The sequence below is a fragment of the Desulfobotulus pelophilus genome, assembly GCF_026155325.1.
GTDB lineage: Bacteria > Desulfobacterota > Desulfobacteria > Desulfobacterales > ASO4-4 > Desulfobotulus > Desulfobotulus pelophilus.
The window spans coordinates 37,191-62,905 of record NZ_JAPFPW010000004.1 but is presented as its reverse complement, the minus strand read 5'-3'; the positions used below and the strand labels follow the sequence as shown (position 1 = coordinate 62,905).

General features: G+C 52.6%; 26 protein-coding genes. 4 read left to right on the top strand and 22 right to left on the bottom strand.

The genetic code is table 11. The features are described 5' to 3' along the window. Positions 1-28 precede the first annotated feature (28 nt). The 18 genes from OOT00_RS05085 to OOT00_RS04995 all read right to left on the bottom strand — a co-directional run bounded on the left by OOT00_RS05085 (position 29) and on the right by OOT00_RS04995 (position 15,768). Positions 29-1,138, bottom strand: coding sequence for a 1-propanol dehydrogenase PduQ (locus OOT00_RS05085; RefSeq protein WP_265424227.1), 1,110 nt, complete (start codon positions 1,136-1,138; stop codon positions 29-31). A gap of 58 nt (positions 1,139-1,196) precedes the next feature. Further along, positions 1,197-1,475, bottom strand: a complete 279-nt coding sequence (gene eutM / locus OOT00_RS05080; protein ID WP_265424226.1) for an ethanolamine utilization microcompartment protein EutM — start codon at positions 1,473-1,475, stop codon at positions 1,197-1,199. A gap of 41 nt (positions 1,476-1,516) precedes the next feature. Continuing rightward, entirely contained in the window at positions 1,517-1,891 is a 375-nt protein-coding gene (locus OOT00_RS05075; RefSeq protein ID WP_265424225.1) for a hypothetical protein, read from the bottom strand. Between the two features lie 3 nt (positions 1,892-1,894). After that, on the bottom strand, positions 1,895-2,443 hold the full coding sequence (locus OOT00_RS05070) for a BMC domain-containing protein (RefSeq protein WP_265424224.1): 549 nt from the start codon (positions 2,441-2,443) through the stop codon (positions 1,895-1,897). Between the two features lie 3 nt (positions 2,444-2,446). After that, complete coding sequence (locus tag OOT00_RS05065; RefSeq protein ID WP_265424223.1) at positions 2,447-2,722, bottom strand: EutN/CcmL family microcompartment protein; 276 nt, start codon at positions 2,720-2,722, stop codon at positions 2,447-2,449. A gap of 16 nt (positions 2,723-2,738) precedes the next feature. After that, the gene (locus tag OOT00_RS05060; RefSeq protein ID WP_265424222.1) at positions 2,739-3,329 is read right to left on the bottom strand and encodes a hypothetical protein; all 591 of its coding nucleotides are present in this window, start codon (positions 3,327-3,329) and stop codon (positions 2,739-2,741) included. Positions 3,330-3,338: 9 nt separating this feature from the next. Beyond that, positions 3,339-4,160, bottom strand: a complete 822-nt coding sequence (gene eutJ, locus OOT00_RS05055; RefSeq protein ID WP_265424221.1) for an ethanolamine utilization protein EutJ — start codon at positions 4,158-4,160, stop codon at positions 3,339-3,341. 11 nt (positions 4,161-4,171) lie between these two features. Further along, the gene (locus tag OOT00_RS05050; protein WP_265424220.1) at positions 4,172-4,843 is read right to left on the bottom strand and encodes a phosphate propanoyltransferase; all 672 of its coding nucleotides are present in this window, start codon (positions 4,841-4,843) and stop codon (positions 4,172-4,174) included. 80 nt (positions 4,844-4,923) lie between these two features. Further along, the gene (locus OOT00_RS05045; protein ID WP_265424219.1) at positions 4,924-5,670 is read right to left on the bottom strand and encodes a cobalamin adenosyltransferase family protein; all 747 of its coding nucleotides are present in this window, start codon (positions 5,668-5,670) and stop codon (positions 4,924-4,926) included. Between the two features lie 6 nt (positions 5,671-5,676). Further along, complete coding sequence (gene eutM, locus OOT00_RS05040; protein ID WP_265424218.1) at positions 5,677-5,961, bottom strand: ethanolamine utilization microcompartment protein EutM; 285 nt, start codon at positions 5,959-5,961, stop codon at positions 5,677-5,679. 80 nt (positions 5,962-6,041) lie between these two features. Next, entirely contained in the window at positions 6,042-7,496 is a 1,455-nt protein-coding gene (locus tag OOT00_RS05035; protein WP_265424217.1) for an acetaldehyde dehydrogenase (acetylating), read from the bottom strand. 3 nt (positions 7,497-7,499) lie between these two features. Continuing rightward, on the bottom strand, positions 7,500-8,132 hold the full coding sequence (locus OOT00_RS16540) for a BMC domain-containing protein (protein ID WP_303649867.1): 633 nt from the start codon (positions 8,130-8,132) through the stop codon (positions 7,500-7,502). Between the two features lie 56 nt (positions 8,133-8,188). Next, on the bottom strand, positions 8,189-9,121 hold the full coding sequence (gene cutD, locus OOT00_RS05025; RefSeq protein WP_265424216.1) for a choline TMA-lyase-activating enzyme: 933 nt from the start codon (positions 9,119-9,121) through the stop codon (positions 8,189-8,191). A gap of 111 nt (positions 9,122-9,232) precedes the next feature. Continuing rightward, positions 9,233-11,773: a choline trimethylamine-lyase gene (cutC, locus tag OOT00_RS05020; RefSeq protein ID WP_303649866.1), complete on the bottom strand. Its 2,541-nt coding sequence runs from the start codon at positions 11,771-11,773 to the stop codon at positions 9,233-9,235. A gap of 29 nt (positions 11,774-11,802) precedes the next feature. Next, complete coding sequence (locus OOT00_RS05015) at positions 11,803-13,314, bottom strand: aldehyde dehydrogenase family protein (RefSeq protein ID WP_265424214.1); 1,512 nt, start codon at positions 13,312-13,314, stop codon at positions 11,803-11,805. Positions 13,315-13,383: 69 nt separating this feature from the next. Then, positions 13,384-13,986: a BMC-T shell protein gene (locus tag OOT00_RS16535; RefSeq protein ID WP_303649865.1), complete on the bottom strand. Its 603-nt coding sequence runs from the start codon at positions 13,984-13,986 to the stop codon at positions 13,384-13,386. Between the two features lie 433 nt (positions 13,987-14,419). Continuing rightward, entirely contained in the window at positions 14,420-14,686 is a 267-nt protein-coding gene (locus OOT00_RS05000) for a hypothetical protein (RefSeq protein ID WP_265424213.1), read from the bottom strand. Next, positions 14,683-15,768 carry a DMT family transporter gene (locus OOT00_RS04995; protein ID WP_265424212.1) on the bottom strand — a complete coding sequence of 362 codons (1,086 nt, stop codon included), beginning with the start codon at positions 15,766-15,768 and terminating at the stop codon, positions 14,683-14,685. The genes OOT00_RS05000 and OOT00_RS04995 overlap by 4 nt, the downstream gene beginning before the upstream one ends. A gap of 505 nt (positions 15,769-16,273) precedes the next feature. Here OOT00_RS04995 and OOT00_RS04990 point away from each other — a divergent pair. Together OOT00_RS04990 and OOT00_RS04985 are read left to right on the top strand one after the other, a co-directional pair. Then, entirely contained in the window at positions 16,274-17,110 is an 837-nt protein-coding gene (locus tag OOT00_RS04990) for a choline utilization transcriptional activator (RefSeq protein ID WP_265424211.1), read from the top strand. A 115-nt stretch (positions 17,111-17,225) separates the two neighbouring features. Next, positions 17,226-18,179, top strand: a complete 954-nt coding sequence (locus OOT00_RS04985; protein WP_265424210.1) for a YbgA family protein — start codon at positions 17,226-17,228, stop codon at positions 18,177-18,179. Positions 18,180-18,218: 39 nt separating this feature from the next. On the opposite strand, the gene OOT00_RS04980 is transcribed toward OOT00_RS04985, so the two are convergent. Beyond that, positions 18,219-19,910: a methyl-accepting chemotaxis protein gene (locus OOT00_RS04980; RefSeq protein ID WP_265424209.1), complete on the bottom strand. Its 1,692-nt coding sequence runs from the start codon at positions 19,908-19,910 to the stop codon at positions 18,219-18,221. 413 nt (positions 19,911-20,323) lie between these two features. On the opposite strand from OOT00_RS04980, the gene OOT00_RS04975 reads away from it, so the two are divergent. Continuing rightward, the gene (locus OOT00_RS04975; RefSeq protein WP_265424208.1) at positions 20,324-21,235 is read left to right on the top strand and encodes a TIGR01777 family oxidoreductase; all 912 of its coding nucleotides are present in this window, start codon (positions 20,324-20,326) and stop codon (positions 21,233-21,235) included. 444 nt (positions 21,236-21,679) lie between these two features. Here OOT00_RS04975 and OOT00_RS04970 read toward each other — a convergent pair whose 3' ends face one another. Genes OOT00_RS04970 through OOT00_RS04960 form a run of 3 tightly spaced genes read right to left on the bottom strand, consistent with a single transcriptional unit; the run spans position 21,680 to position 24,303 of the window. Beyond that, the gene (locus OOT00_RS04970; RefSeq protein WP_265424207.1) at positions 21,680-22,714 is read right to left on the bottom strand and encodes an ABC transporter ATP-binding protein; all 1,035 of its coding nucleotides are present in this window, start codon (positions 22,712-22,714) and stop codon (positions 21,680-21,682) included. Then, positions 22,711-23,412: an ABC transporter permease gene (locus OOT00_RS04965; protein ID WP_265424206.1), complete on the bottom strand. Its 702-nt coding sequence runs from the start codon at positions 23,410-23,412 to the stop codon at positions 22,711-22,713. The genes OOT00_RS04970 and OOT00_RS04965 overlap by 4 nt, the downstream gene beginning before the upstream one ends. A 45-nt stretch (positions 23,413-23,457) precedes the next feature. Then, entirely contained in the window at positions 23,458-24,303 is an 846-nt protein-coding gene (locus OOT00_RS04960) for an ABC transporter substrate-binding protein (protein WP_265424205.1), read from the bottom strand. A gap of 338 nt (positions 24,304-24,641) precedes the next feature. Between OOT00_RS04960 and OOT00_RS04955 the strand changes: the two genes are divergently transcribed. Continuing rightward, positions 24,642-25,679 (top strand): 3-oxoacyl-ACP synthase III, encoded by a 1,038-nt coding sequence (locus OOT00_RS04955; RefSeq protein WP_265424204.1) that lies wholly within the window; start codon positions 24,642-24,644, stop codon positions 25,677-25,679. Positions 25,680-25,715 lie beyond the last annotated feature (36 nt).

Below are 25,715 nucleotides of genomic sequence, written 5' to 3'. Positions count from 1 at the left end.
TGTTCTGTCCGAAGGGCATTCCGCCCGCTTACCAGGCTTTTTCCAGAAGGCCTCTGATGTCCCCGTGGGACGGCATTCTCGGATTGCCTTTTGTACAGGCATCTTCCAGTGCATGGCCGGCCATAGTGCCCAGATGCTCCCGGAAAGCACGCTCTTCTATATTCAGATCCCGTATCCTGTTAGGAATACCCATGGAGTCATTCATACTGCATATGGCCGCAATCAGGCTTGTGGTTCCCTCCTCCACTGTTCTGGCGGCAAGCCCGAGCATCCCGGCAATTTCCCTATATTTCACGCCAACATCAAAGCTGTTGAACCGGATCACATAGGGAAGCAGCACAGCATTGGCCATGCCGTGGGCGATATGAAAAAGTCCGCCAAGGCTGTGGGCCATACTGTGGGTAATACCCAGACCACTGTTATTGAAAGCCATACCAGCCATACAGGATGCCAGCAGCATCATTTCCCTGGCTTCCATGTCATCCCCGCACTGATAGGCCCTGAAAAGATACTGGAACACGTATTTAGTGGCATATTCCGAATAAATACGGGTAAAGGCACTGGCCTGACGGGAAGTGTAGGCCTCAATGGCATGGGTAAGCACATCCATTCCCGTTACAGCGGTTACGGAAGGGGGAACGGTACGGGTGAACCGTGCATCCAGAATGGCCACATCCGGAATCAGCAACTCATCATTCAGGGGCACCTTTACGCCGTTGGCCGTATCCGTCACCACGGAAATGGCCGTTACCTCCGATCCGGTACCACTGGTGGTGGGTATGGCCAGCAGCATGGGCTTTTTCTTATCTTCCCTGGCTTTATGGGCAAAGAACATCATGGCTTTGGCCGCATCAATGGCCGAGCCTCCTCCCAGAGCAATGACCAGATCCGACTCATGCTGCAGGAGAAGCAGGGTACCTCGCGTTACCGTTTCCAGAGAAGGGTCGGGCTCCACACCGTCAAAAACCCGGTGGAGAATTCCGGCCCGGTCCAGATGACTCTGGATTCTGGCAGCAAAGCCGGTTTTCACCATAAAGGGATCCGTAACAATAAAAGCCCGCTTCGCCGGTAAATGTTCGAGGGTCTCAATGGCATCTGATCCGTAGCAGATTTTGGTTCTTCCGTTAAACTGTGTCACCCGCCGACCCTCCTCATGTAAATCCAATATTCTTCATAGCAACGAGCACAAACCGTTTTTACTTTGTAAAGCTTTTAGGCAGTATTCTTTCCACTTCACTGTGGGGACGGGGAATCACATGGACACTCACAAGCTCTCCCACACGCTCCGCAGCCGCCGCACCGGCATCCGTTGCCGCCTTCACGGCTCCCACATCTCCACGAACCATAACGGTAACAAGGCCGCTGCCCACCTGCTCACGCCCGATCAGCTCAACATTGGCCGCCTTTACCATGGCATCACCTGCTTCAATGGCTCCCACAAGACCTCTGGTTTCAATCATTCCCAGTGCTTTCATCGTATACTCCTTTGTTGGGTAGGGTTGGTGTTTCCTGTTTTTCAAATATTTTCACGAATGGTTGCAACAACCTGGCTGCTGATGCTGACCAGCTGCTCAGGGTCACGGATACCGTACTGATTTTTCAGAACTCCCGTTACGGCCAGAACCAATGCCTCCAGACTGGCAGACCCGGAAAGGAGAAGAGCTTTCATGCAGGCTTCGCAGGTGCATCCAGGAGGGCAGGAGACCGGATATGCCGACTCCGTGCTGGATGGCATTACAGGCTTAGGGCCATAAACAATTTTCATGCCTCTTTTTGTCAACTCATCCTTGGCACCTGGCGTAAGGATCATGCTGCCATCAACATAAATGGCAGCATCCTTCTGACAGATAAAAGTCTCCAGGTTTTTGACTCCCACTAGTGTTTTTCCCATTTTTTACCTCACTACGCTGGTTAACGCCTTCACAACCGAGGCGCTGGGCTTGGGTATCACAACGGCCTCGACAAGATTTCTGCCCAGTATGGCCTCTGCGGCCTCTGCAGCTTCTTTCACGGAGGCCACATCTCCGCTCATCACAAAATAGGACTTCCCATTGATGCCCTGCCCCGTGACCAGGCGGACCAGACGGACAGCGGACCGTTTGACAGCCCCGTCAGCCGCCGCCACCCCGGAAGATACGTTGCGGCTCTCAATAACACCAATGGCCGCCCCCTCTTCTGCGGGCTGGCTCCTTTTCAGTACCGCCAGCACCTGAGGAGAAACATTGGAGAGAATAAAACTTCCGACCAGCAACCTGCCCGAATCCTCTGCAAACCGGATGGAAGTACCAACGGCATCGCGGTCGCCCGCCACAAAAATCAGGTATCTGCCGGAGCAGATGGTGGATGCGCGAACCAGCTCTACAGCCGCAGCCTTCATCATGCCATCCGCCAGTTCCACACCTGCGGCAATGCTTTTTGCTTCCACCATACCGAGAGTATCCATGAATCAACCCTCCGCCCGGACTTCCACTTCGTCGATGATTCCGACTATAGTGGCATCCACAGGCTTGTTAGGATTATCCAATGCCATGCGCGCGGAACTCCCCGTGGTTACGAGAACCCGTTCTCCAATACCGGCTCCCACGCAATCCACCGCTACAAAGCTTTCCTGTTCACATCCGCTTTCGGTATCCAGACGCCGGACCACCATCAGCTTCATACCGTTCAGGGACTCTTCCTTACGGGTAGCCCATACGTTTCCGATCACTTTGCCGATTATCATCTGTCCACCGCCTCCGTTAGCGTTTCAGAAGCCGTACATTCAGGTCTTTGGCAGACTCAGCGGCAAGAGGTGTCACCTTTGCGTCCATGGAAAGCCAGAGAACCGATGCACCCTGCTCCTGTGCCTCAAGGATATCCTTTTCCGTCACCAGAGTTTTTTTCAACCTGAGTGCATGGGGCTGATCCCGGACAAATTCTTTCAGTCCGTAAGCTGCCAGCGTTTTTCGATAGGATTCATACAAACCATACAGGGGGCCGGGTGCCGTATCCGTATACATCCTGTATTCAAAATCCAGCACGTCTACTGTATACCCTTTCAGAAGAAGAGAAAGCACTTCGGAAACCTCCCCTTCACCAGGACGACCGGCCGCCAGATCAGCCATGCTTCCGCAGGAAAGAAAGGGCAGGATATAGCGGTCAGCACCTTTCTGGACCCCCCCTTCCCCTCTGAAACGGATCTCCGCCTCTTGACCCAGCAACCCCTGAATCCGTTCGGCAAGAAAATCCGTTCTTTCGGCCAGAACCATGACAGACTTTCTGGGACTTTCCCCTGTCATCTGCCTGAGTACTTCACGCGTAATGGTTCGGACCAGCTCGTCCACATCCATGGCTATCTCCTACCTGCCGCAGTTCATGGCTATGCCCAAAGGCGTTACAAGAAATGGATTGGCCGGTTTGTACACAGGCTTACCCGTTTCCTTTTCCATCACCTTTTCCATATCTTTCAGACAACAGGTACCGCCCACAAGATAAATGGCTTTCACATCCCTTCCCTGTATATGAGTATTGACGATGGAGGCCATCTTCTGAATAACCGGACGCACCACAGAAAGGATTTCATTCTGACGGCTTCTGTCCTTTTTCAGCTCTTCCGCCTCTTCAAAACTCACCCGGTAATTGCCGGCCAGCACAAGGGAAAGGTGGGTGCCGCCCGTGGCTTCATCAGCTACATACACCACCTTGCCCTCTTCAATGACGGAAAGGCCCGTGGTACCGCCACCAATATCCACAATCACTCCACTGGAGATACCCAGCACCGCATTGGCTGCCGTAGGCTCATCCAGAATGGTTACCACCTCCAGCCCTGCTCCTTCCACAACATAGCCATGGGTCTTGCAGTCCTTCTCTCCGGTTCCGGGTGGAACGGCGATGGCGGCGCGCTCCAGAGTCCGGCCCAACCGTTCTTCCAGCTGAGACACCAGCCTGCGGACAATGCGGGTAGCACCAATGTAATCTACCACCAGCCCGTCCTTGATCACCTGAGCAAACTCCATGGCACAGGCCACGGGTTCGCTGCTGCTGTTCAGGACCACCACCACAATGTAGGCCGTTCCAAGATCCACCCCCACAAGCAGGGGTTCATCCCTGTCCACGGGAACCGTTTTGTCCACACATTGTTCAAGGGCGTTGATTTGTTGATCAATGGCTGTGAAATCCACCTGCCGTCTCCCTATTGTTTTGCCACAATACTGCCAGTGACATTCGTATTCCAACCGGCTCCATTTCCCTCATCCAGGTCGATGTGCATGGCAAGACGGAAATTTTCATTCACGCGAACCAGTACGTCTTCCAGAATAACAGGCCTTTGGCTGTTCAGCCGGACACTGACTCTGGTGTTATCCGTAACGCCGAATCTTTCTGCATCCTTGGGTGCCATATGAATATGACGTCCCGCAACAATCAGTCCTTCCTCCAGGCCCACCACATTCTGCTGAGAGGCAAGAATGATTCCGGGGCTTCCGGCCGTATCACCGGATTGCCGGATGGGGACATCCACTCCAAGAATACGGGCATCGGTTTTGGAAATCTCCACCTGAGAACTGCCGCGGGAAGGCCCGAGAATGGCCACATTATCGATAACCCCTTTAGGACCGATCAACCGTACCCGCTCCTTACAGAGGAACTGACCCGGCTGGGAAAGATCCCTTACCCTTGTCAGTGGACCTCCAAAAAGAGCGATGGCATCTTCTTCACTCAGATGGGCATGGCGCGCGGAAAGCTCCACAGGAATCCCGTCCACCCCATCGGCTGCCTCCGGAACCACAGGCAATGCACCCTCCAGCTGTTCCAGCACTTTTCTGATGATATCACCAAGGATATCTTTCATGGCTTGTTCATTCATTGAAGACTCCCTTAGCGTTTCTGCTTCCCCCCGGAAAACCCTTCCGTTTCCCCCATCTTCACGCCCGGCCGAAGGCTTCATCAACGGTACCTGCCCGTCGCCTCCCTGAGCATCATGATGTAGACAGCACTGCTCATCCGGTTCAGGGCCTGAATGATATCCGGACGTTCCGATCCAAACTCAGCTCTGAAGGCACTGACGGCGGCCACTTCCACTTCCCGGACCAGGCTTCTGAGCGCATTCAGGGTCAGCAGCATTTCCCCCATGGTAAAAGAGGGGAGAAGATGATCCACGCCGAAATATTGTTTTGGATGATGGGACTGTGCCCTCAGTTCCGCCGCACCCAGCCCCATGATCAGACCTTCCGGCAGGGGTTCCTCCAGTACCTCTGCCCTCATCACCGCCCTTGCCTGTGCCAGCACATCGCCCAGATCTCTGACAAGATTCGTAAGGCCGCTACCATGGGCTTTACCCTGGACAAGAAGGATTTCGGACTGAAGGCTGTCCAGCCTGCCCCGGAGAATAATGCGGACGTGATCTTTGGCTACCAGACAGTTACCGCGAAGCTGGGTCATATGCTCGGGCTTACTTGTCAGCATACCGCCTCCGGCCACCACGTACTGAGGTTCCGGGATATCTCCGGCCGTTTCCCGGACTTCCGGCAATTTCTCCGAAGCCCTGTCTTCATCCCTGATGATTTTCACTCCTCTTTCACCAAGGAGCTGTGCAGCGGAGGGGGTCAGAATCTGACCCTCCTCCACCCTGAAAGTCTCGGGGATCTCTTTTCTGAAAAGCTCCCTCAGAAAGGATTCCGATATGACTTTCATACCTTATCACCCCTCAATTTTCGGAAGGATCAGCTCTACTTCACCATGGGGACGGGGGATTACGTGCACGCTCACCAGTTCACCGACCCTGTCCGCCGCCGCCGCGCCGGCATCCGTTGCCGCTTTCACCGCACCAACGTCACCACGAACCATAACGGTCACAAGACCCGCACCTACCTGGGCCCGTCCGATCAGGGTAACATTGGCTGCCTTGACCATGGCATCTGCTGCTTCAATGGCGCCCACAAGACCTTTGGTTTCTATCATTCCCAGTGCATTCAATGAGGACATGTCTTTCTCCTTTTTATTTTTTTGTATTGTAGATTACCGTTTGTTGCTGGTTCCTGTACCGACCAATCCCGCAAAGGGAATCAGGCCATTTTTCTAAGCTGCTCCACAATCAGCGCCGTTACGGCATTGATATCAATGGACGATGTCGTCGATGCGGCGGATGCCGCCGGTACCGGCGCAGAGGAACAGCAGGTGTTCCCCAGATCATAGGCGACCCGGCGCACGTTCATCAGGTTCAGCGGGGTAACATTGTCGGAAGTGGCGCTTCCGCCAACGGTGCCGCAACCCAGTGTAAAAGATGGGAAGAGACTGGTACTGATACCAACGGCTCCCTGGGTTGAGGGGGTGTTAACCAGCATGCGGGAAACGGGTTTTCGCAGTCCGAACTCCCGGATCACCTCTTCGTTTCTGGAGTGAATGGCAAGGGAATGTCCCACGCCTCCATTTCTCAAGAGTTTGTCACAGATCTCACAGGCTTCCTTCCAGTCATTCACCGTATAAAAGCCCAGAAGAGCTGTGAGTTTTTCTTTGGAGAAGGGATACTTCGGCCCCACACCCTCTTCCTCATAAATAAGAATCCGGGTTCCCGGGGGAACATCGATACCGGCAAAACGGGCTATATAAGCCGCATCCCGGCCAACAATATCAGGGTTCATGGAGCCATTGCCCCGTTCCATGTACCGTTTCACTTTCTCCGCCTTATCACCGCTGAGAAAATATCCACCATGGGCAACGAAACTTTTTTTCACCTGCTCGGCAATCACACTTTCCGTTACAATGGCCTGCTCCGATGCGCAGACCGTGCCGTTGTCAAAGGTTTTGCTGGCAAAAATTTTGGCAACGGCATCCTCTATATCCGCACTTCTCTCAATAAAGGCCGGAACGTTGCCCGCACCCACACCAAGGGCGGGTGTTCCGGAGCTGTAAGCAGCCTTCACCATGCCGGGACCGCCCGTTGCAAGAATGAGATCCACAACCTTCATCAACTCCGCACTGCCCTCCATGGAAGGCACACTCATCACACTGACAAGATCTTCACATACCCCACAGTTTTTCAGCACTCCGCGGATCATCTCAACGGTTTTCCCAATACACTTTCTGGCGCTGGGATGGGGCGTGAAAACAATGGCATTGCCGGATTTCAGAGAAATCATGGATTTATAGATTGTGGTGGATGTGGGATTCGTAGAAGGTATAATCCCTGCAATCACACCTACGGGCGTTGCAATCTCAACGACTTTTCTTACCTTGTCATCGCTGAGCACGCCGATGGTCTTCATGTCTTTGATGGCTTCATGCAGCTTTTCGCTGGCAAGAAGGTTTTTGGCTTTTTTGTCCGGAACCTTTCCGAAACCCGTTTCTTCCACAGCAAGGGTTGCAAGGAATTCCGCCTGAGCCACAGCCGCATCCGCAACAGCTTTGACAATGGCATCAATCCGGCCCTGATCCAGGCGGGCAAAATCCTCCTGGGCTTTCCGTGCACAGCGCACAAGGGCACGGGCCTCCTGAATGGACATCAAATCTCTGTCTACCATGGATTACTCCTCTTCCTGTCTGTAAGCGCCTGTAATGGCTTCCACCAGGTCTTTTTTTCGAGCCGTGTCTATTTCTGCCCGGCTCATGGAAATACTCTGAAAACTCCGGGCAATCTTACGCAAACTGCTCAGGTTCATCTTTTTCAGTTGTGAAATATTGTGATGGCTGACTTTTCTCTGTGAAACCACCTGTTTTTCTACTCTTTCAGGGGGTACTTCCCTATCCGGCGCACCTGTCGTGCACCCTTCCGGCCCATTTTTGCCCGGAGTCTTTCCCTTGCCTGCCTCGGGGTCTTTACTGTCAGGATCTTTCAGCAAAAATACCGGCTCTTCTGCGGAATTTTCTTCCCTTACACCCGCCCATCCTGTGGCAATGATACAGCCAAGCTCTTTATCCGGACGGGCAATGACGTGCTGAGAAACCACTCTACCCCCCCTGATCCGCCCCACCGCCGCAGCTCCGGCGTCCACAGCCGCCTTCACAGCAGCTACCTCCCCGGCCACACTGATGGTGACAAGCCCTCCACTGGCAAGGTTTTTTTCCAGAAGACGAACGTCCGCTGCCTTCAGCATGGCATCCGCCGCTTCAATGGCGGCAAGAAGTCCTTTGGTTTCTATCAGTCCAAGTGCTGTCATTGTTTCCCTCCATCAGCAGCGGCTGCAGATCTTGCGAATCCGGCCGTAACCCTTGCCTAGTGCCGGATAACAGACACCGGAAAACTGTATTTCCGTATATACTGTTCCACACGGTCCAGATCACTCTCGCTTAAGGCCGGATCCCCTTTCAGGGGATACTCCCAGTCCAGCTGGGCATATTTGTGCACACCCAGCCGATGATAGGGCAACAGATCAATACCCTTGAGGTTGCTGTAATCCCTGTAAGGCTCCAGAAATCCGATGAGCTGGCGGATTTCTTCCTCACTGTCATTCACATGTTTCAGAAGCGGCACCCGTATCTGCACCGCATGCCTGTTTTCCAGCAGCATGGTCAGGTTGCTCAGAATGAACTCATTGCGCACACCGGTCAGCTGATAGTGCCGTTCCGAATTCATGTGCTTGAGATCGAAAAGAAACAGATCCGTAAACCCGGCCACCGCTGTCAGCGATTCGGGTTTGGCATACCCGCAGGTTTCAATGGCCGTATGAATGCCTCGCTCCCGACAGGCCATGAGCAGACTGGCTGCCGCTTCCGGCTGCATCAGCACTTCCCCCCCGCCAAGGGTGACACCACCTCCGGACATTTCATAAAAAGGCCTGTCTTCTTCAATGATATCCAGCAGCTCAGAAATGGTTTTCACTTCTCCCACAACAGACAGGGCGGTAACCTTGCATACCTTCTCACATTGACGGCATCCAATGCACTCCACGTCCCGCCTCACTTCATGGAGCCCGGTGTCCGGTGACATACGGTGAATTCCCACAGGGCATACCGGTATGCAGTCACCACAGTTTACACAGGCATCTTTTTTAAACAGAACCTGATGCTGGCGCTTCTGACCTTCCGGATTGGAGCACCACTGACAGCGCAGGGGGCAGCCTTTAAAAAATACAAGGGTTCTGACGCCTGGTCCGTCATACATGTTGTATTTCTGTATGTTAAAAATCAGTGCTTTTCTTTCAATCATGATGCGCCCCTGATCCCTGTCGTTCCGAAATTTTCTGCCTGGCCTTTGATCTGTTTGGCCGTCTTTTTCCGGCGGCCTTCATCCATCCGATACGGCCGCCGGATAAAGACATCAGATCTCCCGAAGTACGGTTCGGCTGATGATTTCATCCTGTACATCCTTGCACAGCTCCACGAAGAAAGCGCTGTACCCTGCCACTCGAACCACCAGATCCCTGTACTTTTCCGGATGCTTCTGGGCATCCAGCAGGACATCGTTATCGAGATAGTTAAACTGCATCTCTCCGTTGCCCAGCATACAGGCCGTCCGGATCAGAGTTATAATACCGTTCTCACCTTCCGGTGTATCCAGAAGGCCGGACATCAGCTTAAAGTTGTGCACCATGCCAATGTTCATGTTGTCGTTGGCCATTTTAGAAACGGATTTAATAATGGCCGTGGGACCTTTATAGTCCGCACCCTGGGAGGGACTGATGCCATCGGAAAGGGGCATCCATGCCTTACGGCCGTTGGCAGAAGCACCCAGCAACTGCCCGAAGGGTGTGTTATTGGAAATGGACAGGGTCCCATGGCTCAAAACTGAATACAGAGTCTTGAATTTACGATGTTCCGTTTCCGTAAAATGAACCAGATCCGCCGCAATAAGGTCGGCATAGTCATCGTCATTGCCGTACTTGGGAGCGGCAAGGCAGTCTGCTTTAATCTGATCATAGCCCACAAAATCTGCCTTCAGGGCCTCATTCAGCTGAGCAAGGGTGTACTTTTTATCGTCATAAACCAGCTTTTTAATGGCCGCCATGGAATCCGCATAGGTGGCAAGACCACTCCAGACCACCCCCGGCCCGAAGTTGTACATGGCGCCCCCAGCTGCCACATCTTTTCCGGACTCCATACAGCCTTCATACATAATGGACATGAGAGGTTTGGGGGCATGGTCCCTGTGTACCATCTGGGAAAGCACAGTGGCTACGCTGGACCACTTGGTGACATAGCGGATCTGCTCCTTGACCGCAGCTTCGAACTTTTCATAGGTATCAAAGCTGGAAAGAGACCCCGTATCCGGGCACACCTTTTTACCGTACCAGAGGGGAACCCCCTGATTCATCACCAGCTCTATACAAATGGGCCACTGGGTATAGGCCGTGGAGGTCCACTGATACAACCGTCCGGCTTTCTGGGGCTCCACACACCCCATGAGGCAATAATCCCTCGAATCTTCTATGGATACACCCTTGGCCAGCATCATTTTGATATGGGCATCGTCAAAGTGAACAGCCGGGAAACCCATGCCGGACCGGATAACATCCACAATCTTTTTCAGGTACTTCTGGGGTGATCTGCTATGCACACGGGTGGCAAGGGAGGGCTGATATACCTTAACATGGCGAACCGCATCCATGAGCAGGTAGGTCAGGTCGTTGGTGGCATCCCGGCCATCGCGGGTCACACCACCCACGCACATATTGACGAAGGGCTGATACCCTGCAAAAAATTTGGATGCACCTTCACTGGTAATCCACATCATCTCCGACATCTTCACCAGCATGCACCCTGCCAGATCAAAAGCCTCGTATTCCGTCATGCGACCGGAATCTATGTCGGCCCTGTAGAAGGGATACATGTACTGATCCACACGACCGATGGACATGCCGGTCTGGTTTTCTTCCACCACAAGAAGGGATTCTATGGTCCATACCGCCTGAATGGCCTCCCAGAAAGTGCTGGGCGCATGGGCAGGAACACGGGCATTCACCTCGGCAATTTTCTGCAGCTCGGCCTTCCGCACGGGGTTTGTTTCTTTTGCCGCCAGCTCCGATGCGCATTGAGACAGCCGTCTGGCATAGATCATGACGCCTTCGGTGGTATCGATTACTGACTTATAAAAATAAATTTTATCGATATCACCGGGGTTTTCGTAATCCAGCTTTTCAAGGTGGGCTTTGGCTTCATTCTGAATATCCAGCATGCCTTTTTTCATCAGAATGACATCATAACCGGGGTTGGAGTCTCCGCCACCATTGACCGCATGGTAGGAGCAGTCCGTCACATAGGCTTCTGCAGAAAGCTCCCAGAGGCCCGCTTCCCGATACTGGCCTTCGCAGTACTCATCCACGGACTGGCCTTTCCAGAAGGGAAAGAGCTCTTCGCGCATGATTTTCTTATCTTCTTCAGAGATATAGAATGGATCCTGGGAACGGTTACCAATGGTATCAATTTCTTCTTCCACCCAGCGCCAGGCAATATCCGGAGAAAATGACCCCGCACGGGGTGCACCGTTGGGTGAGCCCACAATCAGCTCATGCTCCTGAATCACAAGGGGAGCTGTTTCACAGCAATATTTGAAAGACTTACCCCTCAGCAGAATTTTTGGCATTCCGGGGTTTTCTTTGGCAATTTTTGTAATGGCCCGGGCACGGTGGGTGGTAATGCTCGGGACCTGCCTTAAAAAATTTTCCTTCAGCTTCAAATGACGCTCTGTGGGACCATCGGGAACAGCCGTTCCGGTGCACACAGCGGCAACCCCATCGGAGGGCACGCCCTTGGCAATCTCCGCAGAAACGCCCTCAAAAATTCTTTTCAATGCAGCCCGTTCGTCCGGACTCAGATTTTTTGTTGCTTCGGCAAGCTTATTTGAAAAATCTCGAAGATCCAAAATCATACCTCCCTTTTACGAATAATCTTTCAGTATCTGTTACCGGGCCTGTCCAGTACCTGAACAGCTTCCCGCAGAATACGGTGCAGTGTCTGCATGCTCTTTATGTCAAGTCCCTTCGGGCCGGGGTTTCCGGACAGGCAGGGCACGGTTTCTACCGGACAAACATCATAGCCCATGGATTCGGCACTCCTCACCCCATAGCCAATTTTACGAATGTAAATCAGGTTCATGGGAGAGACATTGTCAGATGTAAAGCCGTCTCCGGCAGATCCGCTGCCAAGGGTCATGGAAGGAAAAAGGTTGGTGGTAGCACCCATGCCGCCGAAGGTGGCCGGTGTATTCACAAGCATCCTTCCCACGGGTTTTTTCAGTGCAAACTGACGGATAACCTCTTCATCCCTGGAGTGAATGACAAGAGTGTGGCCGTTTCTCTCACTGAGAAGCAGTTCAATACACTTCTCACAGGCACCCATCCAGTCATCCTCCACGTACAATGCCAGAACCGGCCCCATAAGCCCCCGTGAATAGGGATCGTCCGGAGAAACATATTTCCGGTCAGCAATGAGAACCCTGACATGATCTGGAACATCAAAGCCGGCTCTTCGGGCAAGGGTTGCGGCACTGACCCCTATCATTCTGGAGCTGGGCTTTCCGTCAGGACGATAAAAGAGAGCCCCCAGTTCCAGCGATTCCTTTTCAGACATGAAGTAAGCACCCTGCTGGCAAAACTCCTGACGGACCTCATCGGCCCGGCAGCTGTCAACAACCACAGACTGCTCAGCAGAAGAAACAATACCGTTATCAAAGGTTTTACTTAGGATAATATCCCGTACCGCCTGCCGGATATCTGCCGTACGCTCAATGAATGCGGGGCCATTACCCGTACCCGCATAAATCAGTGGCTTCCCTGCCCTGTAACAGGACGGAAGCATACCGGGAACTCCGGTATTAAGAATCAGGGAGGTGGCCCTGTGTGCCATCAGCTCAAAGGTTCCTCCCGAGGTAACGGTATCCAGATAAGCCAGAGATCCTTCGGGCAACCCCTTGGAATGGGCAGCATCAATCATTATATCAAGGACATGCCCTATGCTTTTGATGGCTCTGGGATGGGGGGAGAATACAATGGCATTGCCGGACTTGATGGCAATGAGGGCTTTATAGATGGTGGTGGAAACCGGACTCGTTGCAGGGCAAAGGGCAGCAATCACACCCATGGGTACCCCCACGTCCATAATCTGCTTCTGTCGGTCCTCACCAATGATACCCACACAGCGCAGACCCCTCAGATGCCGGCGCACATGGCCGCATACAAAACCATTTTTCACATACTTGTCCTGCCACCTGCCATATTCCGTCTCTTCATGGGACATGACAGCCAGTGCCTGCGCCTGCTTTCCCGCTGCATCCGCAATACACTCAACGATCTCATCCAGCTTTTCCTGGGAAAAAGCCGCCAGACGCTTCTGGGCTTCAAAGGCATTTTCCGCCAGAATTCTGGCTTTCTGAATGGAGAGCAGATCATTATCAATAATTGTCATTTATGCTTCTCCCCTCTCTGACATGACCGGCCTTTCCTGCAAGACCAATCTCCCCCGACCCATTATTTCTCAGGGCAGCAGGTTCTCAATGGTGTAGCGCCTTGTTATTTTTACCAGATCCGGATGAGGGGTAGGTATGACCACAGAGCTGTACACACTGGCCCCCATTTTCTCCACCGCCTTTACTCCGGCATCCACCGCCGACTTACAGGCAGCCACATCCCCTTCCACCAGAACGGAAATGTAACCTGACGCAACGTTTTCGAAACCCACCACATCCACATCTGCCGTCTTCTGCATGGCATCAGCCGCTTCCAGCACAAAGACAATGCCAAAGGTCTCAATCAGCCCCATGGCCCTGGGGCGTTCGCAGTTTTCTTCTTCCACGGCATAGATGGAAACGATATCCCCCACCCCACGGATGGGCCGGGGCATCACATTGTGTGCGGTAAGCTTACCGATTTCCGCAGCACCTGCGGCCCCCGCCTCCACAGAGGCACGAACCGCCGCCACATCCCCCTTCACCATAACGGTTACAAGGGTGGAGCCCACGTTTTCATAGGCAATCAGCTCAACGTTGGCAGCCTTGAGCATTCTGTCGGCCCCGTTGATTGCAGGGACCATCCCCACCGTTTCTATGAGGCCCAGGGCCTCTTCTCCATAATAGCGCATGCCAGTCCCTCTTCTGCTACCCGGTCATATGTTATGAAAACTGATCAACAAAACCTTGACCATTTAATTTTTTCCGCTGCTGCCAGCAGCTTACCCCTTTCCCCATAGGGGAAGGTCAACACTTATTTTCAACAAAAAAATATTTTTTTACCCCTTAACAGGAATCAAAAATCAACCAGCCATGCTCTTGCCCTCAACCACAAAAGAACTGGTCTGATCAGGTAAAAAAAAGATGCTACCCACAGGTCAAACCCCAGCCTGTCCAGCCGCCTGCACCGGAATCACTTCCTTCCGCCCGTAGCCATGCATAAAAAAACGCCATCCCCGGACCTGAAAGGCCGAAGATGGCGGTCAGACATATTTTTTATAAAACAACTAATGATGGGATGCAGGGATTTTCCATCTTCGGAAACACCCTTTTCCCGATGCACAATCAGTCCCTGATATACCGGTTGATGGTGGCAGCACCCTCTTCATGGGCACGATAATACACCTTCAGCTCATTACCGGATGCCAGCTCAAAACGGACCTCCTCCAGAAGCCCATTGGCCTCTGCCGTCATGATGGCTGAAATTATTGTTGGCTTATTAAAGGCTTTAAAATGTCCGTACTGGGCCTTCAGTGCCGCCATCACATCATCGACGCAGGCTTCATCAACAATGGTAAAGTGCTTTAAAATGGCATAATTCAATGGTTTCATGCGGTCACCTGATCCTTTTTCTTAAACAGATCCAAAGGGTTCATGGCAATAATAAAGATACCCACAACCATGATAAGGGCAGCTGCCCAGGCAACGGGAGACATCCCCCATCCTTCAAAGCCCATGATCACACCGATAACGATCCAGCAGCAGAAAGGCCCCCAGAACGAAAAGGTACCGTTACAGGACATGCCCAGGGGTGCACCACACATACCGTTGCCTTTGTACCAGAACATGAAGGTAAGATAGGCGCTGAGGCCGGCAAGGGCAAACCAGATCATGGCATACCCGTCGGTAAAGGCCTGACCTACCATACCAAAGGTGTTTGCACCGGCAATCATGCCGAAAAGAGGAACAAGAATAATAAGGTTGGAAAGACCAGCCGTTACCTGACGGATGGTAATACCGATTTCCGGATCAATCATGGAAGTTCCGTACCCGCAGACACAACCCTCGATACCCCAGCACACGGCCGCAATAAACCCAAAGAAAATCCCTATCAGCAATCCGGGAGGTGCTTCCTCTTCAAGGCCTGTCATCCCGATCATGAAGGTCGCCGACAGACAGATGGCAATACCCAGCATCATACGGGCGTTCAGCTCCTGCTTGAACAGAAATCGGCCGAGAACGGCACCCACGGCAGGACAAAGCGCACTAATGGGGACAACAATGGAACCTGCCTGCTGAATACCCACGACATAGGCCGTACTGGCAAGGGGACCACCGATCACCGCAGCACCGACCATGACAAGACCCGGTCTTGTCTTAATGGTCCTCACAAAATCCCCGATCCGCCCTCGGATGGTGGCAATGCTGAGGGCCCACAGGGCACTGCAGGTATCCGTTGTGGCAGCACCCAGGGCTGCCAGCAGATAAAACACCGCAAAGGCAGAAAGACCGGAGTCCTCTCCATACCAGTGATCCCAGATGCCCACAGACATGCCAAGGGTCATGAATGCCGTATAAAAACCATACAGCAGACCGGAGCCCAGGGCGATGATAATGCCCTTGCGCCTGAAATCTGAAGCCATTTTGTGTTTGGCAGCTACAGCCGCCAAAGAGACGGAACCTGATGTTTGCATAAGTACCTTTCCTCCCTTTTCACTTTCTAAACCCATTGCCTGAAAACTCACCTTTTGTACACTTCCTCTTCCATGGTCACAGCTTTTGATTTTTTGGGACTATATCTTTACCCCTAAGGGGAAGGTCAATGGCAAATCCAACAAAAAAATGAAGGTTTTTTAAAAAAACTTAGAAGCATTTTCAAAAACTTATCCATCCCCCCCTGCCCCTCTTCATAAAACAGGGGAGTATTCCCCCCCTGCCCCTGCGGTACCCCCCGTACACGGAAGTGAACAGTCCTTTTAATTGAATGAATTTAAGAAAGAGAATAAACGAATTGAAGGAGTAAAGTCTTTGCTGTATTCTGTATTCGTGTGGAGTTACAATGGGAGCCCGGCCTTTTGAAATCAAACCTCCCGCCAAACCCTGCCATGGGGCAAACCATACTCCGCCCAACCGTACCTGCCCCGCCCGTAATCATACCTGCCGGGCTGAACTTCAGGATTTCAGCAGTAAAGGGTTACCATGAAAGATAAAGACAGGTATTCCATCGGAGAAGTCAGCACTCTGTGCAATGTTTCCAAAAAAGCTCTCCGGTACTACGATAAAATCGGCCTGATCAACTCCCAGAGGGACGAAAGCAACAACTACCGGTATTACACCCAAAAGTCACTTCTGGCCGTGCCTGTCATCAAATATTATAAGCAGATGGGTTTCAAGCTGGATGAGATGCGGGATTTCATTGAGGGAAACGCCTTCAATATATATAAAGCTATCCAGCATTCCTTCCGATCTAAAATTACGGAACTGAAACACCATCAGGAAGAAATCCGCAGACAGTATCTTTCCGTAACGGACTGGTACGACCTGATCATTGAAGCAGAAATGGTCATCGACAATAATATCCAGGAAGTAGCCATCAAATTTGTGGAATCATCGGACTGCCTTTTCCAGATTCAGGCCTTTGACAATAACATTGAAGCATCCATTATCAATATTGAGTTCACTAATTATGTGGAAAATGTGAACAATGAGATCACAGGCCCTGTTATCATCAATTTTTCATCCGTCAGGGACAGAATGCAGGATAAGCCCCAGCCAATCAGAATACTGCAAAGAACACTGATGGAGTGCAAAGAACATGAAAAAATGACCTTCGGTGGTCACATGATGCTCTCCTGCTACCACATAGGCTCCCACGAAACCGTAGGTGAAACCTATGAAAAAATGTTACGATGGGCCAAAAATCACAGCTATGTTCTCAGTGAAGATTCCTTTGAAAGATATGTTACCGATTACTGGACAACCCGGAACAGCTCCCAGTTTGTCACTGAAATCATGATGGGCGTTTCGAGGAACTGAACCTTGTGGGGGGGGGAAACCACCTCCGTCCCTTCCATGCCCGTTTGTCCTGCCGGGGCAGACCTTCCCCCTAGGGCCTTCTTTTCAGCTTATCCGAAAACAAAGGAGATTCCGCATGACTCAGCAGCCTATCACCCTTGGCATCAGCTCCTGCCTTCTGGGCAATCCCGTCCGTTACGATGGAGGGCACCAGAGAGACCCCTACCTGATTCACACACTGGGTCAGTATGTCCATTACATACCTGTCTGCCCGGAGGTGGAATGCGGCATGCCCGTTCCCAGAGAATCCCTCCGGCTGGTGGGAAATCCGGAATATCCCAGACTGATAACCCGGAAAAGCGGAGAAGACCATACGGAACAGATGCAGAGCTGGGCGGATAAACGCCTGCAGGAACTGGAAAAGAAAACTCTGTGCGGCTTTATCTTCAAGTCCAAATCCCCCAGCTCCGGTATGGAAAGGGTTAAGGTATATAGCGAGAAAGGAGGGGCTGCCACAAAAAACGGGGTAGGAATTTTTGCACGAGCTTTTATGAAGCGTTTCCCCCTTATTCCAGTGGAAGAGGATGGCAGGTTACACGATCCTGTTCTGCGGGAAAATTTCATCATCCGTATTTTTGCCCTCACCCGCTGGCGTGAGGCCAGAATAAATATGAAAATGGGCGATCTGGTCAACTTTCATACGGACAACAAGCTCCTTATACTGGGACACAGCCCAGAACATTACAGGGAGATGGGCCGCCTTGTGGCAAAGGGCAGAGAGATGGAAAGCAACCAGCTTTTTGCAGACTATGAAATGCTGCTGCTGGAAGCTCTTGGCCGTAAAAGCACGCGGAAGAAAAACACCAATGTGCTGCAGCACATGCTGGGATATTTCAAACGAATTCTGCCAGCGGAGGAACGGCAGGAGATGCTGGACCTCATCACCCGCTACCACGATGGCCAGCTTCCCCTGATCGTACCCGTCACCCTGCTGGCACATCATGTACGCAAATACGATGTGAGCTATCTTGCCAGACAGAGCTACCTCAACCCCCATCCTGCCGAACTGGCCCTTCGCAACCACGTATGACACCATCCTGCCTGATGACTGTCAGGTCAGGCAGGATGGTCATACCCTGAAACGGCCCACCATCTGCCGGAGACTTTCTGCCAGACCCAAAAGCTCTGCTGCGCTGTCCTTCACCCGGCTTCCGCTTTCCTGCATGGTACCCATGGCGGCACTGATACCTCCCATATCCGCTGTTACGCTTTCCACCACAAGGGCATTTTTATCGGCCGTTTTGTACACCATTTCAATTCCTTGCGATACATCTGCCACATTACCCGCCATTTCCCGGGCCACAGAAGACTGTTCCTCAATGGACGCGCTGATACTGCCCATCATCTCACTCACACCATGAATGACTGTAGTAATGGTCTCCACATCTTCCACCGTGGTTACGGTTGTCTGCTGAATCCCTTCTATCTGCTTTCGAATATCTTCCGTGGCACCGGCTGTCTGCCGGGCCAGGTCCTTGATCTCCTTGGCAACCACCGCAAATCCTTTACCGGCTTCTCCGGCACGGGCTGCCTCTATGGTGGCATTCAGTGCAAGAAGATTTACCTGATCGGAAATGTCACTGATGGTTTCAATGATTTTCCCAATACTGCCAGCCGCTTCCTTGAGACTTTCCATGTGGGCGGCCATCTGGGAAACATTTTCTGCCGCATCATCAGATGTTGCCCCGGCCCTTTGTGTACGGGCTGCCATTTCATCTATGGTGGCTGACATTTCTTCGGATGCGGCAGCCAGAAGTGCGGCATTACTGGCAGACTGCTCCAGTCCCGCTGCAGACTGCAGCATGCTGACGCGCATGACATCGGCCGAAACGGCCACCTCTTCTGCTTTTCCTGACACGGCTACCACTCCTTCCTGCATTCTTCCGGAAACCGTGGAAAGCTCAAGGGAAGCGGCAGCCAGTGTCTCCACTCCCCGGCCAATATCCCGAATCAGATCCTGCAGATTGGCCACAAAGGTATTGAACCATCCAGCAAGTTCTCCCACCTCATCCTTTGCCTGCACCGGAAGACGCTGGGTCAGATCCCCTTCTCCCTGGGCGATATCCTGAAGCCCCCGGCTAACCAGAAGAATAGGGCGCACAAGACGTTGAAGACTGACAAAAAGAATAACCAGGGCCGCCGCCAGAAAAACTGCAAAAAACGAAACAGTGGCCAGCGCAAGAGCATTCAGACCACGGGATATGACAGCCACAACTTCCGCCTGAGGAATACCGATAAAAAGGATGCCGACAACCTCACCTCTTTTATCCAAAATGGGATCGTAGGCCGTAAGAAAGGGGGCTCCCAAAATCAGGGCATCCCCCGAATAGAGCTTCCCACCCAGCACAGGATCATAGGCCGGGCTCTGCCTTCCCAGCCTTGTCCCCACAGCCCGGCTGCCATCTTCACCACGGATATTGGTGGTAATACGGATAAAATCCTGCCTTTCTTTCTGGAAGACCGTTGCTGCCACACCCAGGTCTTCGAGAATTCTGTCCACCATATCAAATCGGTTTTCAAGGGTGCGTCCTTCCCTGTCCACAAGACGCCCATCCTGCATAGAAAGCTCACCATAATAGTCTTTCAGATAAAGACGGGCCGCATGAATATCCCCGCCAAGCTTACGCTGCAGAGTGTCTGCCATAAGCCCATACGCCATACTGGCCGCGTTGGTATAGGCAGCCACACCCAGAGCCACTCCAGTCATCACCAGAAGACCTGCCGTAAGCAAAACAAGCTTCGCCTTAATTTTCAAATTCATACGATCCTCCAGAGTTTTCACTCCACCGTTGCTTTCGCACCACTTTTAAAAAGTATGCCACTTCAAACCCACCCCTCTTCCATGCGCTTGGAAAGCATCGGCACACTTCCAGTCTTTCTGAATAAAAACTTTTACATGGGGCTGGGTCCATATTACACTGAAGCATGATTCTACCGGCAAAACAAAGACAAGTATTTCCTTCATGGAAGCTGGCTGATCCACAGCCCTTCCGTCGCAAAAAAACTGTCTGCCCAACATGCACAAGACCAACTCAGATCCGAGGTTACAGAAACAGGGATCGTAATACCCATTGCGCCGGAAACCCCATGGCTGTTCACGGAACCGGATAAGAGTCCCTTTCACCGTGGCCCGCAGCCCTGCAACAGACTTTTTGAAAACCAAGGAGGTATCCCATGCAGTGTTTTGTCACCGGCGGTGCCGGTTTTGTGGGCACCCGCATCCTTTCTTCCCTGCTGGACAAAGACCATAACGTAACAGCTGTGGATCTGGCGCCAGCCCATCCCGGCCTTTTCCATGAAAAGCTTTCCTACATCCAGGCCGATACCACCCGGCCCGGCACCTGGCAGGAGGCCGCTGGAGATGCCGATCTCATCATCAACCTTGCCGGTCGCAGTATCTTTCATTACTGGACAAAATCTTCCATGGAAACCATGTATAATTCCCGTATTCTGACCACAGGGAATCTGGTAAATGCCTTATCCGGTAAAGAGGGACAAACCCTTGTTTCAACCTCCGCCATCGGATACTACGGCTCCTGCGGAGATGATATCCTCCGGGAAGACCATGGACCCGGCAGTGATTTTCTGGCCCGCCTCTGTGTGGACTGGGAAGACGCAGCCATGAAAGCTGAAACAAAGGGGGTGAGGGTTATCTGCATGCGCCTGGGGATTGTTATGGGAGATAAGGGAGGAGCCCTTTCAAAAATGATTCCGGCCTACCGCATGGGCCTGGGCGGACCACTGGGATCGGGGACGCAGTGGATGCCATGGATCCATACAGACGATATTGTGCGGGCTGTAAGCTTTTTTGCAGATCAGTCGGAAACACAAGGAGTTTATAATCTTTCCGCACCGGAGAGTGTTACCAACGGAATCTTTTCCGCTACGCTGGCTGAAAAACTCCACCGACCCAACTTTATGCGGGTACCTGCCTTTGCCCTCCGCCTCTTCCTCGGTCATTTCGGAGAAGTGCTCCTGGCCAGCCAGCGCGGCGTACCGGATAAACTCCTGAAAGAAGGGTTTTCCTTTGTATACCCCACACTGGATGAAGCCCTCACAGCCGCCATGGAAGAAAAAAAAGAATAAAAAGACCGGATGCGGCTTTCATTCTGAAAGGAGGCCCATCCGGTACCCACAGGCTGTGGCACAAAAAATACAGGAACGGGCCTTCCCCTCCCTTTTTAAAAAAGAAACAAGCTTGACCAAAATCCCCTGCCCGAACAACTCGACACACAATAGACTCTGTGCATTATGAGCCAGTTATGGCTATATGTTACGTGTGATTGACGGCCAACTGTCATTTTCGGGCAAGTCCTCAACGAAATGGAGTGCCCCCCATCCTGCACCAGCAGGAAACAGCTGCAAGCAATGTGGTAACTTATGTCAAACTTCCGTACAGGACATGACGATGACAGACAGGTACTTTTTTCCCGTTCATCCAGACCTCCGGTACCTGCCTGCCACCGCCCTCACCCATTCCGGAAAAAATGGGAAGGCCACGCTTTTTCACCAAAAATATCAACCCCCGTTTCAGGACGACGGAGGCAGAAGATCCATGGCCTCCGGTCCCCATGCGGCCCGAATCCTGTCTCCCGGCAGAACCCCTGCCCGCATCAGCCACTGTCTGGATGTGCGGACAAACAGAGGCATCCCCATATCCATAACAAGACTGATCTGGCCATTTTCTTCATGCATCTGCAGTATCCTGCCCTCAAATACATTCTCCATGCCCTTATCTATGGCTTCTTCCAGGGTAAAAAGACGGATTTTTTCTGGCCGAATCACAAGCCGCACCTGACCGGAGGCCACGTGCTGGGCGGATACGCCTATTTCCATTCCATTTGCCGTACGAAACAGCGTCCGTCCCTTTTCACCGTAAAGGGTTCCGGAAACCATATTCTCTCCACCCGCCGCCACCCTTCTGCCTCCTGAGAGAAAAATCCTCTCATCCGCAAGCCTCAAGGCTTCAAGGGGCTTATGGGTGGAAAAAATCAAAGTCATTCTCCCTTTTTTGCGAAGATCTTCCAGCAGGCACTCAATCCTTCCTGCGTTTTCCATATCCACACTGGATATGGGCTCATCCAACAACAATACATCCGGCTGGCAGGCAAGGGCACGGGCAATGGCCACCCGCTGAATTTCTCCCCCGGACAAAAGATGGGCCGAACGATGCTCCTGATCTGCCATTCCCACAAGATCCAGACATTCCTTGGCCATGCTCTGCTGACGACTTCCGGGTACCCGTCTTTTGCGAAGGCCGTAACACACATTCTTCATTACGGTATCCGTAAACATCACCGGATGCTGCTCCACCAGCACCACCCTGCGCCGCAGGGCAGTGAGAGAGCGGGCGTCCCAACGGACCCGCTCACCCTGAAACACAACCTCCCCCAAAACCGGGGCACGAAGAAAGGCCAGCAGATGCAGAAGTGTGGTTTTGCCGCTGCCATTAGGTCCCTGAAGGGCATAGGCCTTTCCGGATTCAACCATCAGGGAATCCAGAGACAGCACACATCGGCCTCCCAGAATCTGCTCCACATTTTCCAGAATATAAACCGCACTCATGCACCCTCTCCGTACCTGCCCTGAGCCATCTGCAGAACCACATTCATGGCAAGACTCACGGCCAGAAGGACCAGCCCCAGAGCCACGGCCAGAACAAATTCACCCTTGTTGTGCTCAAGGGCCATGGCAGTGGTCATGGTGCGGGTAAATCCACGGATATTTCCACCCAGCATCATGGCAATGCCAATTTCAGCAATGGCTCTGGCAAATGCCGCGATCACCGCCGCAAGAATACCAAAACGGGCTTCCCGGACAACGGTCAGAGAGGCCCCCAAAGCCGTGGCACCGAGGGTGAGTGCCGTGCGGTAATACCGAGCATCCACTCGGTTGACCGCCGTGAGCGTCAGGGAAACAACCCACGGCAGAATCAGAATCAACTGACCGATGATGATGGCCTTTGGCGTATAAAGCCAGCCCAGAAACCCAAAGGGACCACTCCGTGAAAGAAACACATAAACAAAAAGGCCAATCACCACCGTGGGCAACGCCAGACAGGTATTCACAAGGGTAATCACCCCCCTTTTCCCTGGAAAGGAGGAAACGGCCAGCCAGAATCCCATGGGAATTCCCAGAAGGGACGCAAAGAGAACCGCAAAAAAACTCACATACAAGGATAGCCCGATGATGGCATACAGCTCCGCATCAAAGGAAAGAATCATACAAAATGCTTCCGTCAGGCTTCGCACCAAAAAATCCATGCCCGCTCTTTTCCCTTACCTGTTTTAGCCGTCCCAAACGGATCATCACTGCTGTTTTGCATCCGGAAAAAAGAGGGGCTGACCATGGAGCTGATAACCGCCTATCACCGCCTGCCCACGGTCCGATACCAACCAGCGGGCAAAAGTATCGGCATGATTCCAACGAACATGGGGGAATCTCTCCGGATTAACGGGAATCACTCCATAGGAATTTTTCAGTTTTTCATCCCCTTCATAAACGATGGTCAGATCATAACCTTCCTTACGACCGAATGCATACTGGAGATAGGTCCCACGGTCGCTGAGCACATATCCTTCCTTTTCCTGAGCAAACATCAAGGCCTCGCCCATACCCTGCCCAATGGAATAATACCAGCTGCGGCCCTGCTCCGGAGTACCGTCAGGCAGCAGGGGGACAGAGCTTTCCTGCCACAAAGCCTTTTCACGGGCATGGGTGCCACTGTCATCTCCTCTGGATACAAAGGGTTGTCTGGCCTGCGCAATACCTTCCATGGCCTTCACAATACTGTCCGCCTGTCTGCAAATGGTATCTTTTTCCGGCCCCACAAGGATAAAATCGTTGTACATCACCCCGTAACGGCGGGTTCCGTAGCCTTCTGCCACAAAACGGTCCTCCCTTGCCCTGTCATGGACAAAAAGAATATCCGCATTACCATCCATGCCGTCCCTGAGGGCCGCACCCGTTCCCTTGGCCATGACCCGGACATGGATGCCCGTATCCTCCAGAAAAGCGGGCAGCAGTACATCCAGAAGTCCCGACGCCTGAGTGCTGGTAGTCGTGCTCATGACAATCATATTTTCCGCCGCTCCGGCCCGCAGAACCCCAGCCATCAGCAGAGCCATCATCCAGATTCCTGTTTTTTTCATCATTCAACCCTTTCCTCAAGAAATTTCTCCGTCAGAAAAAAACTGTACCTACCAAGAATCACATCCGCAAGCTATACCAGGCTAAACCATTCCTGCAAGATACAAGAAATGCCCTGACAATGGCTACGGAGCAACTGAGCAGGAAAAACAGCCAAAAACCTGATACGGCTTCTTTTTACGCCCATTCAGTCCACCTTGCTTGCTAAAATAAGGCCCAGACGGTATATGCATTTTTCAGGTTACAGTTTCAGGCTTGTTTTCCGGACAGACTCTGACTCCTTCTGTACGGGTTCTTCCGACGGCCTGTCCACTTCCGCATTCCGCATCCATAGAGGTTTCCCTTGCTTTACAGTTCCGTTGTCATCCGTTCCATTGCCTATGAACTGCCGTCCCGGGTTGTTACATCGAAAGAAATTGAAGAACGCCTTGCGCCCCTTTACAGCAGGCTGAGGCTCCGTAGCGGCCAACTGGAAGCCCTTACGGGCGTCAGGGAGCGGAGGCAATGGGAGCCGGGAGAACCCCTTTCCCGCGGAGCCATTGCTGCAGGGCAGAAGTCTCTGGAATCGGCTGGAATCCCAGCACAGGATGTGGACATGCTGATTTACGCCGCCGTCTGCCGGGAAAATCTGGAACCGGCAACGGCCTGTTCCGTTGCCCATGGCCTCGGCCTGCCAGACCATGCCCATATGTTTGATCTCTCTAATGCCTGCCTCGGCATGATCAACGGCCTCCTTCTTATAGCCGATGCCATTGAGTCCGGCCGTATCCGAAACGGCATGGTCGTTGCCTGTGAATCCTCACGCCAAATTATGGATATCACCATGGATACCATGCTGGCCACACCCACCATGGATGTTTTCACCAAAGGCATTGCCACCCTGACCGGTGGTTCCGGCGCTGCGGCCATGGTTCTCTCCCGCAAGGACTCACTACCCGGTCACAGCCTTCTGGGCGGCGTACTGCGCAACAATGCAGCCTGCCACGATCTCTGCGTGTGGGGACCGGATACGGGTATACCGGCATCCGCCCCCATGCGCATGCGAACGGATGCGGCAGCCGTTCTGCACCACGGCGTGCATCTGGGCATCAGCACCTTTACAGCCTTTCTCAGGGAACTTTCCATGACAAGGGAAGAACTGGACCGCATTGTGTGCCATCAGGTGGGAGCACCCCACCGCCAAAGGGTACTTTCCTCTCTGGGTATCCCCCTTGAAAAGGATTATCCCACCTTTCCTCTGCTGGGAAACATGGGTACCGTTTCCCTGCCCCTTACCGCTGCCGTTGCCGCCGAACAGGGTTTTATACTAAAAGGTCACAGGGTGGGGTTCTTCGGGATCGGCTCCGGCCTCAACTGCCTCATGCTGGCGTTGGACTGGTAATTTCAGACCCCGACCGGGAACACAGCGTAAACCTCC